Source organism: Kitasatospora sp. NPDC059462 (assembly GCF_042749955.1).
GTDB lineage: Bacteria > Actinomycetota > Actinomycetes > Streptomycetales > Streptomycetaceae > Kitasatospora.
This window is the reverse complement of sequence record NZ_JBHYUU010000015.1, coordinates 1-14136: the sequence shown is the minus strand read 5'-3', so window position 1 is coordinate 14136 and position 14136 is coordinate 1. Positions and strand designations below refer to the sequence as shown.

Genomic DNA, 14136 nt, shown 5'->3' with positions numbered 1-14136 from the left:
GAGGAGGGGATGGTGCTCCCGCTGCAGGCCCGACCCGGGGTACTGTCCGCACCGGGCTGAGTACGGGTACTCAGGCGCCGTCCGGCGGGCCCGCGCAGACTGGCCGACAGGACCCCCGCACCCGTCACCGAGGACCGACGTCACCGCCATGCTGAGCCGCGCCTCCGCCCTTCTCCTGCCCGCCTTCGGCCGCCTGCAGATCACGGCCGAGACCGCCGACGGCGCCCACGTCGCGGCTGGTGCCGACTCCGCCGACTCCGCCGGCCCCGCGCCGGGCAGCATCGTCGCCGCCAACCACACCTCGCTCGCCGACCCCGCCGTCGTGCTCGCCGCCCTGCACCGGCTCGGCGCCCGGCCGGTGGTCCTGGCCACCGCCGGGCTGTGGCGGATCCCCGTACTCGGCCCGGCACTGCGCCGGGAGGGCCACATACCCGTCCACCGGGGCACCGCGCGGGCGGCGGAGTCGCTCGACGCGGCGGCCGAGGCACTGGCCGCCGGGCGGGTCGTGCTGATCTACGGCGAGGGCGGGCTGCCCCGCCGCCGCGACTCCGGGGAACAGCCGCCCCGCCCGTTCCGCAGCGGCCTGGCCCGGCTGGCGCGGGCCACCGGAGCGCCGGTGGTCCCGCTCGGCCAGGCCGGGTCCCGCCGGCTCACCTCCGGCGGTCCGGTGAAGCAGCTCGCCGGCCTCGCCACCGCGCCCGTCCGCCGCCCCACCCTCCACGTCCACCTCGGCGCCCCCCTGCGCCTCCCGGCCGACACCGCCGAGGCAACCGCCCGGGCCCACCACGCCGTCACCGCCGCCTGGACGGTCGCCGCCCGCCGCGCCGGGTGGGATGCGGGGTCACCCGGGGAGCCGTGAGCCGGCCGGCTCCGGACCACCGCCGGCCGGGCCGATCGCCGCACTTCCGTGACCTCTGCGGCAAGGGGCTGATCGCCGCCCGGCCGTGGGGCGGGTCCGGGGCGGACGGGGCAGGATGGGCGGCATGGAGCGTACGTTCGAGGAGCTGGTGGACGAGGCGGCCCGGGCCCCGGTCGACGGCTGGGACTTCTCCTGGCTGGACGGCCGGGCCACCGAGGAGCGCCCGTCCTGGGGCTATCAGCGGATGCTGGGGGAGCGCCTGGCGCGTGCCTCGGCGGCGTTGGACGTGCAGACCGGCGGCGGGGAGGTGCTGGCCGGTGTCGCGGACCGGTTCCCCCGGACGATGGCCGCCACCGAGGCGTGGCCGCCGAACCTGGCCCGGGCGAGCGCCGTGCTCCACCCGCTCGGCGCCGTCGTGGTGGCGGACCCGGACGAGCCCCCGCTGCCGTTCACCGACGACGCCTTCGACCTGGTGACCGGCCGTCACCCGGTGACCGTGTGGTGGGCGGAGATCGCCCGGGTGCTGCGCCCCGGCGGGAGCTACCTGGCCCAGCACGTGGGGCCGGCCTCGGTGTTCGAGCTGGTCGAGTTCTTCCTCGGGCCCCAGCCGGAGGCGCGCCGGGCCCGGCGGCCCGAGGACGCCGCGGCCGCCGCCCGGGCCGCCGGGCTGGAGGTGGTCGACCTGCGCTCCGAGCGGTTGCGGGTCGAGTTCCTGGACATCGGCGCGGTGGTCTGGTTCCTGCGCAAGGTGATCTGGATGGTGCCGGGTATCACCGTCGAGGCGCACTGGGCGCGGCTGCGCGAGCTGGACGCCCTGATCCGGGCGGAGGGGCCGTTCGTCGCCCACTCCGCCCGGTTCCTCATCGAGGCGCGCAAACCCTGACACCGCCCCGGGCCGCCGCTCCCCGGCACCGCTCCCCGGCACCGCTCCCCGGCACCGCTCCCCGGCACCGCTCCCCGGCACCGCCCCCCGGCACCGGCCCCCGGCGCCGGGGAGACCCGGCCGGCCTACCCCTCGGCGACCAGGTCGAGGTACTCCTCGCTCCACAGGTCCTCGTCCCCGCCGGGCAGCAGCAGGACCCGGTCCGGCCGCAGCGCCTCCACCGCCCCCGGGTCGTGGGTGACCAGCACGATCGCGCCCGGGTAGCCGCCGACCGCCGCCAGCACCTCGGCCCGGGAGGCCGGGTCGAGGTTGTTGGTGGGCTCGTCGAGCAGCAGCACGTTGGCGCCCGAGTGGACCAGCCCGGCCAGCGCGAGCCTGGTCTTCTCGCCGCCGGACAGCACCCCGGCCGGCTTGTCCGCGTCGTCGCCCCGGAACAGGAACGCGCCGAGGACGTTCCGCACGTCGCCGTCGCCGAGCCCGGGCGCGGCCGAGGCGAGGTTCTCCCGGACGGTGCGGCCCGGATCGAGGGTGTCGTGCTCCTGGGCGAAGTAGCCGAGCCGCAGCCCGGGCCCGGGCACGACGCGCCCGCCGTCCGGGGCCTCCCGGCCGGCGAGGATCCGCAGCAGGGTGGTCTTGCCCGCCCCGTTGGGGCCGAGCACGACGAGCCGGCTGCCCCGGTCGACGGCGAGGTCGAGCCGGTCGAGCACGACGCGTCCGCCGTAGGACTTGGTGAGCGAGACCGCGCCGAGCGGCATCCGGCCGCAGGACGCCGGCTCGGGCAGCCGGATGCGCGCGGTGTGCTCGGCGCGGCGGACGGGTTCGAGCGCGGCGAGCATCCGGTCGGCCCGGCGGGCCATCGAGCGGGCGGTGACGGCGGTGGCCACGTTGGCCCGCATCCGGTCGGCCTGGGCGTGCAGGGCGGCGGCCTTGCGTTCGGCGTTGGCCCGCTCGCGGGCGCGCCGGCGCTCGTCGGCCGCGCGCTGCGCCAGGTAGGCGGCCCAGCCGGTGTTGTGGACGTCGATCGTGGCGCGTTGCGGGTCGAGGTGGAACACCCGGTTGACGGTGGCGGCGAGCAGCGGCACGTCGTGGCTGATCATGACCAGCCCGCCCGGGTAGCCGGCCAGGTAGCCGCGCAGCCAGCCGACGGCGTCCGCGTCGAGGTGGTTGGTGGGTTCGTCGAGCAGCAGGGTGCCGTGGTCGGCGAAGAGGATCCGGGCCAGCTCGACCCGGCGCCGCTGGCCGCCGGAGAGTGCGCCGAGCGGGCTGTCCAGCACCCGGTCGGGCAGCCCGAGGCCGGCCGCGACCCGCGCGGCCTCGGCCTCCGCCGGGTAGCCGCCGCGGGCCTGGAACTCGGCCTCGGCCCAGGTGTAGGCGGCCATGGCGCGGCGCTGTCCGCGCTCGTCGGCGGCGGTGGCCATGGCGTGCTCGGCGGCGCGCAGCTCCTGGACGGCGGTGTCCAGGCCGCGCGCGGACAGGATCCGGTCGGTGACGCTCACGGCCGGGTCGGCGGCGCGGGAGTCCTGCGCGAGGTGGCCGACCGGGCCGGTGCGGGTGACGGTGCCGGCGGCCGGGCGCAGCCGTCCGGCCAGCGTGGCGAGCAGGGTGGTCTTCCCGGCACCGTTGCGGCCGACCAGGCCGATGCGGTCGCCGGGGGCGATGTGGAGGGTGATGTCGGACAGCAGCAGGCGGGCGGCGACGCGCACGTCGACACCACGGGTGGTGATCAAGGGGATGACGCTCCGTAACAGCAAACGGACACACGGGTGGCGTGGAGGCGGGTCCGTCGGCTAGGAGATGCGGGGCGTCGACATGGGGCCGAGGGTAGTCCGCGACGCGGGGCGGACGCACGCGGTTTTCCCGGGGACCGGGTCCGCCCCGCCCCGGGCGGCGCCGCCCGGACGGCGCACGGGTGACGCGGCGTCAGGCGGGGGCGGTGCCGCCGGACGCGCCCGGCGGAGGGCCGCCGCCCGACCCCCGGTCGAAGGAAGCCTCCGGCGGGTACTAGACTCGTGGAGGTTGTGAAGGCACCTCGTTCGGTGAGGCGTCGCCACGGACACAGGCCACTGACCCCACGACGTCGAGAGACGCCCAGGGTCAGGACAGGTCTCCCCGGCCTAAGGGGTGACCCCAAGTGGCTGCACCCCGGGAAGCCGGGGCGCTACGCCGTGGCGTGCCAAAGCTCTGACGAGATCAGGGGTGCCCACCCGCCGTCGTGGCGCCCGCGTGCGCCCGCCCCGGTGCGTGGATCCTCCTGATGGCCCGGGAACGGCGACCCTTCGAGGGCGCCCCGACGGCGAGGAGGTGAGAGCAGTGGAGTGCAGTGGCAGTCCGGGTCGAAGTCGGCCCCGCCCCAGGACGTCCCTCACTCTTCCCGGCACCCGGCACCCCTCCTCCCGTACCGCTCCCGACCCCCGCCGCCGCACCGCCCGCCGCTGACCCCGGTGCGGCCGTGCGCGGCCCGGGCGCCGTGCGCGGTGGAGGACGGCCGGGCGCCTCCCGCCCGCCCCCGCACCCGTGACCTGCCACGTCCGGGGTGCGGCGGCCACCGAACCGCGGAGGTACCCCGACATGTCCGACTGGCGTGTGCGCGCCGTGCGCGCGAGCAAGCGTCCCTTCTCCCGTCCCGTCTCCCCGTCCGGCGGCGCGGCGCCCCTGCCCGCCCCCGAGCACTCCATGGACCCGCGCCCGGACCAGCCGGCCGAGCAGGTGAGCCTGGAGCGCTCCGTCGTCGACGCGGCCGTCTACCGCGACGGCCACCGGGTGCAGTCGTCCGCCAACCTGGCCGACGTCTACCGCGAACTGCCCGGCAAGCCCGGCACCATGGCCTGGATCGGGCTCTACCGCCCCGCCGAGGCCCAGCTGCTGGAGGCCGCCGAGCGGTTCAACCTGCACGAACTGGCCGTCGAGGACGCCATCGTCGCCCACCAGCGGCCCAAGCTGGAGCGCTACGGCGACACCCTGTTCGTGGTGCTGCGCGCCGCCCGCTACCTGGACGACGTGGAGGAGGTCGACTTCGGCGAGATCCACCTGTTCGTCGGCCCCGACTTCGTCCTCACCGTCCGCCACTCCCAGGCCCCCGACCTCTCCGCCGTCCGCCGCCGTCTGGAGTCCGACCCCGAACTGCTGGCGCTCGGCCCCGAGGCCGTCCTCTACGCGGTGCTCGACGCCGTCGTCGACGGCTACGCCCCGGTCATCGCCGGCCTCCAGCACGACATCGACGAGATCGAGACCGAGGTGTTCGGCGGCGACCCCCAGGTGTCCCGGCGCATCTACGAACTCTCCCGCGAGGTCATCGAGTTCCAGCGCGCCACCCGGCCGCTGCTGGAGATCATGAAGAGCCTGGAGGCCGGTTTCGGCAAGTACGGCACCGACGAGGAGCTCCAGCGCTACCTGCGCGACGTCGCCGACCACGCCACCTACGCCGCCGAACGGGTCGACGGCTTCCGCCAGATGCTGCAGAACATCCTCACCGTCAACGCCACCCTGGTCTCCCAGCGCCAGAACGAGGAGATGAAGCAACTCGCCGAGGCCGGCCACGCCCAGAACGACGAGATCAAGAAGATCTCCTCCTGGGCGGCCATCCTCTTCGCCCCCACCCTGATCGGCACCGTCTACGGCATGAACTTCGACGAGATGCCGGAACTGCACTGGGCCTTCGGCTACCCCTTCGCGATCGCCCTGATGGCCCTCGTCTGCACCAGCCTCTACCTGATCTTCAAGCGCCGCGACTGGCTCTGACGGCCCGCCGGTCCGGGGCCGGGCGGGGACGCGCGGCGGCTGCTCCGGAGGACTGCCGCCGCGACGGGTTCCCGGCCGGGTGGGGCGATATGACGGGCAGTCATGCCGAAGGGGCGGGCTGCGCGTGTCAACTCCCGGGGCGGCACTGTCGGGTCCGGTTCGGACGTTCATGAGGATGAGGCCGCGCCGCCACGGGACCTTCTGAAGACGGAGATCGGATCCGCCTGCCGGTGCATGGGCCGGTGGTCGGTGTGCCTGCTAACTTCCGGACCATGGGATCACGTGGAGCACGTGGGATGGCGGCGCAACAGGCGATCGGGGGGATCCGGGAGCTCGCAGCGGCGGGGCTGACGGCCGAGAAGGTGTTCCGCAGAGCCGACGAACTGCTCCGCCCGCTCCTGGAGTACGACGCGGTCTGCTGGCACTCGGCGGACCCGGCGACCGGGCTGGTGACCTCGGTGCTGAGCGACGACCTGAGCCTCGCCGGGTTCGCGGACGCCGTGCGTCTGGAGGTGTGGGCGGACGACGTGGCGACGTTCCCCGCCATCCGTCGCAGCGGCGTCCGCGCGGAGACGCTCAGCCGGGCGACCAAGGGGCGGTTGGCGGACAGCGCGCGGTTCCGCGAGCTGATCGGCCCGGCCGGCTTCGGCGACGAACTGCGGGCGGTGTTCGACGCCCACGGCGGGATGTGGGGCTGCGCGGCGTTCATGCGGGCGGCCGACCGGGGGCCGTACCTGGCCCAGCAGCGCGAGTTCGCGGACCTGGCCGCCCGCCACCTGGGCAATGCGCTGCGGGCCTGCCACGTGCCGCCGGTCACCGGGGACGGCCGGTGGGAGACGGAGCCGGGCGGGCCGGGGGACGACGGCCCGGCCGTGGTGGTGCTCGGTCCGGCGAACCGGCCGCTCGCGCTCTCCGGCCCGGCGGAGGAGCTGCTGGGGCGGCTGGCCGACCCCAGCCGGACCTCGCTCGGCGTGCCGACGGCGTTCGCGGTGGCCGCCGAGCACGCCCGCCGGGCGGCGCGCGGACTGGCCGCGCCGCAGTGCAAGATCCGGGTGCAGGACGGCGGCGGCCGCTGGTACGTGCTGCACGGCTCGGCGCTCAAGGGCGGCAGCGAGGGCGAGGTGACGGTGGTGGCGACCCCGGCGACGCCCGCCGACGCGATGCCGCTCTACCTCTCCGCGTACGGGCTGACGGCGCGGGAGCAGGAGGTGGCGCTGCTGCTGGTGCGCGGGTGCGACACCCGGGACGTGTCACGGCTGCTGGCGATGAAGCCGTACACCGTGCAGGACCATCTGAAGTCGGTGTTCGCCAAGGCCGGGGTGGCGAGCCGCCGTGAGCTGGTCGCGCGGATCATGCTCGCGGGCGGGACGGCGTAGCGGCGGCACCGGGCCGGGCGGCCGGACCGGGTGGCCGTGGTGGGCACCGGTGCACGGGTGTACGTTCTGACGGGTCGGCGGGAACCACCGTTCGTTAGCTGACAACGGGGGGTCCCGCGGCGGGGCCCGCCGGGCCGTCCGGAGGGGGCCAGGGATGAGCATCGAGGAGACCGCGGGTTCGGCGGGCAGCGGTGAGGCCGGTACGGGCTCCGGCCCGACGAGTCGCTCGGCGAGTGGCCGGGCGAGTGGCCCGGTGGGCGGTCCGGTCGGCGGTCCGGCGAGTGGTCCGGTCGGCGCGGCGGGACCGGAAACGGGGGAGGCGAGGGCCGTCGCCGCCCCGGTGGCCGCCGCGACCGCGACCGCCGCCGGGGGCCCCGGGGGTCCCGGCGGTCCGGGTGGCCCGGGCGGGCCGGAGGAGAACGGCGAGGACGGCCGGGAGGACGGCGCCGGCAGGGGCAGGGGCAGGCGCAGGAGGACCGTCAGGAAGAAGCGGCCGCTCTGGCAGGAGCTGCCGATCCTGATCGGCATCGCCCTGCTGCTCTCGCTGGGCATCAAGACCTTCTTCGTCCAGGCCTTCTCCATCCCCTCCGGCTCGATGCAGCACACGCTGGAGAAGAACGACCGGGTCCTGGTCGACAAGTTCACCCCCTGGTTCGGCGCCGAGCCGGAACGCGGCGAGGTGGTGGTCTTCAAGGACCCGGGCGGCTGGCTGGACACGGTGCCGCGGGAGAAGGGCAACGCCCTCGCCGAAGGCATCCGTACGGTCTTCAGCACCGTGGGCCTGCTGCCGTCCGACGACGAGAAGGACCTGATCAAGCGGGTGATCGCGGTCGGCGGCGACACGGTGGAGTGCCGCCAGGGCAGCCCGGTGAAGGTCAACGGGGTGGCGCTGGACGAGCCGTACCTCTTCCCGGGCTCGACGCCGTGCGACGACGCGCCGGTCGGCGAGGTGACCGTCCCCAAGGACCACCTCTGGGTGATGGGCGACCACCGCAACGACTCCCGCGACTCGCGCTTCCACGTCAACGAGCCGGGCAACGGCTTCGTCCCGGTGAAGAACGTGGTCGGCCGGGCGTTCGTGATCGCCTGGCCGCTGTCGCGCTGGGACACCCTGCCGGTGCCGGACACCTTCGACAAGCAGGGCCTGGCGTCGGGCGGCGCGCCGCGCGGCGAGGCCGGGCCGGCCGGGCCGTCGGCCCCGGAGGCCGTCGCGATGGCCGCGGTCGTCCCGTTCGCGCTCCGGGGGTGGCGCCGGGCCCGGCGGGCGGGGGGCGACGGCCGCTGACGTCCTCCGGTGCGGCCCGGGGGAGCCCGGTGCGCCGGGACGCACCGGGCGGTGGTTCGAGGCCACCGGGGCGGGATTGGACCTGTTCCGCTTCCGCCGCACCGGGCCAGCATGGGGGCATGAGCGACCACCACGGGCTGCGCCCCGAGAGCCGGATCGTCCACCCGCCCGTCGAGGAGGCGGCCGGCAGCCGCCCGCTGGGCGTGCCGCTGCACCAGGGCCACGTGTTCGCCTTCCCCGACAGCGACTCCCTCGCGGACGCCTTCGGCGGCCCCGGCGGGGCGTACTTCTACAGCCGCTACGGGAATCCCACCGTCCGCTCGCTGGAACGCGCGGTGGCCGACCTGGAGGGTGGCGAGGAAGCGCTGGCCGCCGCCTCCGGCATGGGCGCGATCACCACCGTGCTGAGCGCGCTGCTCCGCTCCGGCGACCACGTGATCGCCCAGCAGAGCCTGTACGGCGGCACCTTCGCGGCGCTCGCCGACCTGGCCGCGCGCTGGGGCGTGAGCGTCACCCACGTACGCGGCGACGATCCGCAGGAGGTGCGCGCCGCGCTGCGCCCGACCACCCGCCTGCTGTACCTGGAGACCGTCTCCAACCCCACCGCGCGCGTCACTGACCTGCCCGGGCTGATCGGCGCGGCCCGCGAGGCCGGCGTGCTCAGCGTGGTGGACAACACCTTCACCACCCCGCTGCTCTGCCGCCCGATCGAGCACGGTGCCGACCTCGTGATCCACTCGGCCACCAAGTACCTCGGCGGCCACTCCGACGTCCTCGCCGGGCTCGCCGTCTTCGCCGACGCCGAACTGCACCACCGCGTCTGGCACCACGCGGTGGAACAGGGCGCCGCGCTCGACCCGTTCGCCGCCTGGCTGACCCTGCGCGGCATGCAGACCCTGGGCCTGCGGGTCCGCCGGCAGAACGAGACCGCGCTCGACCTGGCCGGCCGGCTCGCCGCGCACCCGGCGGTCGCCCGCGTGCACCACCCGGGCCTGCCCGGCCACCCGGACCACGAGCGGGCCCGCCGGCTGCTGCCGGACGGCCAGGGCGGGGTGTTCGCCTTCGACCTGGCGGGCGGGCGGCAGGCCGCCCGCACCTTCGTCGGCGCCGTCCGGCTCGCCTCGCTCGCCCCCTCGCTGGGCGGCGTGCACACCCTGGTCCTGCACCCGGCCAGCACCTCGCACCGCCAGCTGTCGGACGACGAACTGGCCGCCGCCGGCATCGGCCCGGGCACCGTCCGGATCGCCGTCGGCATCGAGCACCCGGAGGACATCCGGGCCGATCTGGAGCAGGCCCTCGCGGGACTCTGAGCCGCCGCGACGACGCGACGACGCCGCAGCGAGGCACTGCGGCAAGGCACTGCGGCGAGGCACTGCGGCGAGGCAGGGCCGGGCCGGGGCCGGGGACATCCCAGGATCGTGGGATGTCCCCGTGACGGCGGAGGCTGCCAGGATTCGGCGCACGGAGCCGACCCCCGATCGGGCGCCCGGGCCTCCACCGCGCGTCGTCCGCGCGGAGCCGGCGCCGCAGCGCCCGCCCGTCTCGAAGGAGTGAGTCACACCCATGAGGATTCGCCGACTGGCCGCCGCCGCGGCCGCCGCGGCCGTGCTGGCCCCCGTGCTCGTCCTGGCCACCGGGACCCAGGCGAGTGCCTATCCCCGGCCGCTGTCGAAGATGGAGCGCTGCACGGCGGCGTGGAACGTCAACTACTGGGCCGGCGGCGAGGCCTTCGCCCGCACCCAGTGGGCCGCCTGTATGGCCTGACCCGACCGCGCGGGCCCCGGCAGCGGCCGGGGCCCGCCGGGCCGCCGGGGCCCTCAGTGGCACGCGCCCGGGGGCTCGACGGAGCGGACCGCCCCTCCAGGGCTCGTCCTCACACCCCCGTCGTCCCGCTCGGAGGGAGGGCGGGCGGCGTCCGGGCGCGTGCACCGCAGGGCGGAGGCGGGGGCACCTCCTCGCCGGAGGCCGGGGCGCGTCGCCCGGCAGGCGGGGGTGTGAGGGCGGGTCCTACGGCCGCTGCCGGGGCCGGGCCGCCAGGACGGCGATGTCGTCCTCCGCCGGGCCGGAGGTGTCCGGGCCGACGCCGCGCAGCGCGGCGTCCAGCAGGTCGTCCAGCGACCCGGCGGCGGGCAGGCGCAGGGCGGCGAGGCGGGCCAGCGACACGTCGATGTCCTCCCCGCGCCGTTCCACCAGGCCGTCCGTGTAGAGCAGCAGGGTCTCGCCCGGCAGCAGGTCGCGCCCGGTCTGCTGGTAGCCGCCGAGCCCGGTGCCGAGCGGGGGCCCGGTGGGGATCCGCAGCAGTTCGGTGGGCCGCCCGGGCGCGATCAGGGCCGGCGGGAGGTGGCCCGCGCTGGAGAACGTCCAGCGGCCCCGGCCCGGGTCGGCGAGGGCGAGCAGACAGGTGGCCGGCCGGGCGGACTCGTTGGCGGCGATCACGGTGTCCAGCTGACGCAGGATCCGGTGCGGCGGAAGGTCCGTCCCGGCGACGTCGCGCAGGGTGGCGCGGTAGCTGCTCATGTCGACCGCCGCCTCGACGCCGTGGCCCATGACGTCGCCCATGACCAGCAGCGTCCGCCCGAACGGCAGCCGGACGGTCTCGTACCAGTCGCCGCCGACCACCGAGCTGGCGCCGGACGGCAGGTAGCGGGAGGCGAGTTCGAGGTTCTGGTGCGGATGGCCGGGCTCGCTGAGCAGGGCGCGCTGGAGGTCGAGCGCGATGCCCTGGGAACGGCTGTAGCGGCGCGCGTTGTCGATGCCGGTGGCGGCGCGTGCGGCGAGGTCGCCGACCAGCACCGCGTCGTCGGGCCCGAAACCGGGGGAGGCGGCGGTGCGGGCCAGCGTCAGCAGTCCGACCACCCGGCCCCGCGCGGTCAGCGGCACCACCAGCAGCGAGCTCACCCCGGCGGCGCGGTACGCGGCGGCCGAGGCCTGGTCGGGCGCGGCCTCTGCCAGCTCCCCGGCGGTGCGCGGCGCGAGCAGTACGGCGACCCCGGAGGCCAGCGCGCGGGCGGCCACCGATCCCTCCCGGTGGCGCACCGACTCCCCGGGGCGGGGCAGGCGGTCGGCGGCCGGGCGCAGCCCGTCCGCGAGGTCGAGCGCGGCCCGGTGGAAGCGGCGCCCCGGGGTGCGACCGGTGCGGGCGTCGGCGTCCGGCGGCAGCACGTCGACGGTGGCGAGCTCGGCCAGCCGGGGAACGGCGAACGCGGCCAGCTCGGCGCAGGTGGTGCCGACGTCCAGCGTGGTGCCGATCCGCTCGGCGGCGGCCTCCAGGAGGGCCAGGCGCGTCCGGGCCCGGGCCAGTTCGTGCCGCAGGTCCTGGACCGGCTCGGGGTCGTCCAGCACCAGGACCAGGACGCCGGTGACGCGGCCGCCGGAACCCAGCGGCCGGTACCGCACCCGCAGGCCGGCCGGTACGGGCGGGCCCGGACCGTCCGGCGCGCCGGTGGCGCACTCGCGGTCGCGCCCGTCGGCCAGGACGCGGCGCAGCGGGGCGACGGCGCCCGCGAACGCCGTCGCCCCGGCGGGCCGGCCCAGCAGGTCGGCCCGGCGCAGGCCGGTGACCGTGGTGAACGCGGGGTTGAGGTAGCGCCAGCGCAGGTCCGCGTCGAGCAGGGCCACTCCGGCCGGCAGGACGTCGATCAGCTCACCGATCGGATCCGGGTCGTCGCTGTCGGTGGTTCCGGCGCCCGTGGCGGCGAGCGCGGCGGCCGCCGCCGCGAGCGCCGCCCTGTCCGCGCCCGCCGTGGTGCCGCCCTCTCCTCCGTCGTCGTGCCCGAACCGCATGGCTCCATGATCACGCGTCGGGGCGCGGCACGCCCACGCAGTGGCCGGTGGTTGACCGGTCGGCGGGTTTCCGCTAGAGGCCCGCCCGGGGGGGCGCCCAGGCCCCGGCCGGCCGCTTGAGCTTGGCCCAGACGCGCTCCAGCGCGGCGATGTCGGCGTCGTCGAGGCGGTCGTCGAAGACCTCGGCGAGCGCCGCGCGACGGGTCGCGTCGGCGGCGGCGAACAGCTGCCGGCCCTCCGGCGTCAGCGCGATCCGCACCGAGCGGGCGTCGGTGGGGGAGGGGGCGCGCTCGACCAGGCCGCGCGCCTGCAGCGCGTCGGCGACCCGGGAGACCTGACTGCGGCTGAGCAGCGTCTTGGCGCCCAGGTCGGAGGCGGCCACCGGCCCGTCCTGGGCGTGCAGCCAGAGCATCACCTCGAACCAGGAGAGCGGCAGGTCGTGGGCCCGGGTGAGGGCCTGGTCGACCCGGGTGCTCAGGGTGGTGCCGGCCCAGACCAGGCCGTAGAAGGCGTGGTCGCGGGCGGTGAGGTCTCCCAGGGTGAGGTCGGTGCGCTGCGCCATGCCGGTCAGCCTACCTTTTTGCGTGTGCGTGCACGCATCCTGCTATGGTGTGTGTGCACGCACATAAGTCCTGGGAGAAGGAGCCGCCGTGACCGGCGACCGCATCGACCGCATCGTCCTCATCACCGGCACCTCCAGCGGCATCGGTCTCGCCGCCGCGGTGGCCGCCGCCCGTGCCGGTTTCCGCGTCGTCGCCACCATGCGCGACCCCGGGCGCCGCGGTGCGCTGCTGGAGGCCGCCGGGGCGGCCGGGGTCGCCGGCCGGGTGGAGGTCGCCCGGCTCGACGTCACCGACGCCGGGTCCGTCGCCGCGTGCCTGGCGGGAGTGCTCGACCGGCACGGCCGGCTGGACGCCGTGGTCAACAACGCCGGTGCCGGGCGGGTCGGCACCGTCGAGCAGGACGGCCTCGGCCCGGTCCGCGAGGCCATGGAGGTCAACTACTTCGGCGTGGTCGAGGTGACCCGTGCCGCCCTGCCGCACCTCCGGGCGAGCGGCGGGCGGGTGGTGACCGTGACCAGCGTCGGCGGGGTGGTCGGCCAGCCCTTCAACGAGGCCTACTGCGCGGCGAAGTTCGCCGTGGAGGGCTTCATGGAGTCGCTCGCCCCGGTCGCCGCGACCGTCGGGGTCGCCGTCACCGTCGTCGAGCCCGGCGCGGTGGCCAGCGAGTTCGTCGCCAGCCAGGGCATCGACCTGCCCGCCCTGCTGGAAGCCGCCGGCCCCTACGCGCCCGCCCTGGACGCCTATGCGGCGCGCACCCGGGCCGCCTTCGACCAGGCGCAGACCCCGGAGCAGGCCGCCGGGGCCGTGCTCGACGCCCTCACCGCCGAACGGCCGCCGTTCCGCCTGCAGACCTCCGAGCGCGCCCGCGCCTTCGTCGGTGCCAAGCTCGCCGACCTCGACGGCTCCGCCGTGCAGGGCCTCACGGCCGGCTGGGTGGCCTGAGCCGGCGGTCGGCGCCCCTCGGGGGCGCGGGTGAACGGCCTGCGCGGGAAGCGTGAAGCGAAGGTCGTCATGTTCACCTGAGGATCATTGACCCGCCGTCGGCGCCGCTGGAACGATGCGTGGCTGTGACTACGCGCGTCAACCCTCTCTCCCGCCGGCTGGTCGCGCCGTTGCGGTGGGCGGCCCTGCTGTCGCTGCTGGTGTCGGCCGGAGTGGCCTCGACATGACGGAGCCGATTCCCGGGGCGGCGGCGCCCGCACCGGCCGGGGCCGGACGCGGGCCGGGGCTGCCGGCCCCGCTGGTGGCCCTGTGGAGGGTGACGGACGGCCTGATGACCGAGGCCGGTGTGACGGTGTACCCGGCCGGGTGCATCGGCGAACGCAACGCCACCTACGAGGTCGCGCGGTACGCCCCGGGCTTCGTCCTCGTCGGCGACGACAGCGGCGGCCGGGGGTTCCTCCTGCGCACCGACGACCCGGGCTCCGCCGTGTACGCATCGGACCTGGGCGATCTGGAGCCCGGGGACTTCGAGGTCGAGTCCGCGGACTTCGCGTCCTGGATCGAGTCGCTCCGTCCCGGGCTCCTCCGCTGACCGAGGCCGTTCACGGCCCACGACCGCCGTGGCGGGGAGCGGCGCCCGCGCGCGGGAGGGTGCCGGGCGGGCCCCCCCCGGGCCCGCCCCCCCCCGCCGCCCCGGCCCCGGGGGC

The 14136-nt window shown here is 76.4% G+C and carries 12 protein-coding genes and 1 riboswitch; of the genes, 9 read left to right on the top strand and 3 right to left on the bottom strand.

Annotation, left to right across the window (positions count from 1 at the left end; all coding sequences use genetic code 11):
- Positions 1-148: 148 nt before the first annotated feature.
- A complete protein-coding gene (locus tag ACFXAM_RS06770; protein ID WP_380288116.1) occupies positions 149-859 on the top strand; it encodes a lysophospholipid acyltransferase family protein in 711 nt (236 codons plus the stop codon).
- Between the two features lie 124 nt (positions 860-983).
- Positions 984-1742: a methyltransferase domain-containing protein gene (locus tag ACFXAM_RS06765; RefSeq protein ID WP_380288114.1), complete on the top strand. Its 759-nt coding sequence runs from the start codon at positions 984-986 to the stop codon at positions 1740-1742.
- A gap of 125 nt (positions 1743-1867) precedes the next feature.
- On the opposite strand, the gene ACFXAM_RS06760 is transcribed toward ACFXAM_RS06765, so the two are convergent.
- Positions 1868-3469 (bottom strand): ABC-F family ATP-binding cassette domain-containing protein, encoded by a 1602-nt coding sequence (locus ACFXAM_RS06760; protein ID WP_380288112.1) that lies wholly within the window; start codon positions 3467-3469, stop codon positions 1868-1870.
- A gap of 294 nt (positions 3470-3763) precedes the next feature.
- Positions 3764-3945: riboswitch (M-box (ykoK) riboswitch) on the top strand.
- A gap of 365 nt (positions 3946-4310) precedes the next feature.
- Between ACFXAM_RS06760 and ACFXAM_RS06755 the strand changes: the two genes are divergently transcribed.
- From ACFXAM_RS06755 to ACFXAM_RS06735, 5 genes are all read left to right on the top strand, one after another.
- Positions 4311-5480 (top strand): magnesium and cobalt transport protein CorA, encoded by a 1170-nt coding sequence (locus ACFXAM_RS06755; protein ID WP_380288110.1) that lies wholly within the window; start codon positions 4311-4313, stop codon positions 5478-5480.
- Positions 5481-5776: 296 nt separating this feature from the next.
- On the top strand, positions 5777-6856 hold the full coding sequence (locus ACFXAM_RS06750) for a helix-turn-helix transcriptional regulator (protein ID WP_380288108.1): 1080 nt from the start codon (positions 5777-5779) through the stop codon (positions 6854-6856).
- Positions 6857-7196: 340 nt separating this feature from the next.
- Positions 7197-8141 carry a signal peptidase I gene (lepB, locus tag ACFXAM_RS06745; RefSeq protein ID WP_380288106.1) on the top strand — a complete coding sequence of 315 codons (945 nt, stop codon included), beginning with the start codon at positions 7197-7199 and terminating at the stop codon, positions 8139-8141.
- 119 nt (positions 8142-8260) lie between these two features.
- Complete coding sequence (locus tag ACFXAM_RS06740; protein WP_380288104.1) at positions 8261-9451, top strand: trans-sulfuration enzyme family protein; 1191 nt, start codon at positions 8261-8263, stop codon at positions 9449-9451.
- 253 nt (positions 9452-9704) lie between these two features.
- Positions 9705-9905, top strand: coding sequence for a hypothetical protein (locus tag ACFXAM_RS06735; RefSeq protein ID WP_380288102.1), 201 nt, complete (start codon positions 9705-9707; stop codon positions 9903-9905).
- Positions 9906-10148: 243 nt separating this feature from the next.
- Here the strand turns inward: ACFXAM_RS06735 and ACFXAM_RS06730 are convergent, their stop codons facing one another.
- Positions 10149-11924: a SpoIIE family protein phosphatase gene (locus ACFXAM_RS06730; protein WP_380288100.1), complete on the bottom strand. Its 1776-nt coding sequence runs from the start codon at positions 11922-11924 to the stop codon at positions 10149-10151.
- A 73-nt stretch (positions 11925-11997) separates the two neighbouring features.
- Positions 11998-12486 carry a MarR family winged helix-turn-helix transcriptional regulator gene (locus tag ACFXAM_RS06725; RefSeq protein WP_380288098.1) on the bottom strand — a complete coding sequence of 163 codons (489 nt, stop codon included), beginning with the start codon at positions 12484-12486 and terminating at the stop codon, positions 11998-12000.
- Between the two features lie 88 nt (positions 12487-12574).
- On the opposite strand from ACFXAM_RS06725, the gene ACFXAM_RS06720 reads away from it, so the two are divergent.
- A complete protein-coding gene (locus ACFXAM_RS06720) occupies positions 12575-13429 on the top strand; it encodes an SDR family NAD(P)-dependent oxidoreductase (RefSeq protein WP_380288096.1) in 855 nt (284 codons plus the stop codon).
- Between the two features lie 223 nt (positions 13430-13652).
- A complete protein-coding gene (locus tag ACFXAM_RS06715) occupies positions 13653-14021 on the top strand; it encodes a hypothetical protein (RefSeq protein ID WP_380288094.1) in 369 nt (122 codons plus the stop codon).
- Positions 14022-14136: the final 115 nt, after the last annotated feature.

What these genes read in the sequence shown, in the direction of transcription:
- ACFXAM_RS06770 (WP_380288116.1), top strand. Translation starts at nt 149, where the DNA reads ATGCTGAGCCGCGCCTCCGCCCTTCTCCTGCCCGCCTTCGGCCGCCTG.
- ACFXAM_RS06765 (WP_380288114.1), top strand. Translation starts at nt 984, where the DNA reads ATGGAGCGTACGTTCGAGGAGCTGGTGGACGAGGCGGCCCGGGCCCCG.
- ACFXAM_RS06755 (WP_380288110.1), top strand. Translation starts at nt 4,311, where the DNA reads ATGTCCGACTGGCGTGTGCGCGCCGTGCGCGCGAGCAAGCGTCCCTTC.
- ACFXAM_RS06750 (WP_380288108.1), top strand. Translation starts at nt 5,777, where the DNA reads ATGGCGGCGCAACAGGCGATCGGGGGGATCCGGGAGCTCGCAGCGGCG.
- ACFXAM_RS06740 (WP_380288104.1), top strand. Translation starts at nt 8,261, where the DNA reads ATGAGCGACCACCACGGGCTGCGCCCCGAGAGCCGGATCGTCCACCCG.
- ACFXAM_RS06735 (WP_380288102.1), top strand. Translation starts at nt 9,705, where the DNA reads ATGAGGATTCGCCGACTGGCCGCCGCCGCGGCCGCCGCGGCCGTGCTG.
- ACFXAM_RS06730 (WP_380288100.1), bottom strand. Translation starts at nt 11,924, where the DNA reads ATGCGGTTCGGGCACGACGACGGAGGAGAGGGCGGCACCACGGCGGGC.
- ACFXAM_RS06725 (WP_380288098.1), bottom strand. Translation starts at nt 12,486, where the DNA reads ATGGCGCAGCGCACCGACCTCACCCTGGGAGACCTCACCGCCCGCGAC.
- ACFXAM_RS06715 (WP_380288094.1), top strand. Translation starts at nt 13,653, where the DNA reads ATGACGGAGCCGATTCCCGGGGCGGCGGCGCCCGCACCGGCCGGGGCC.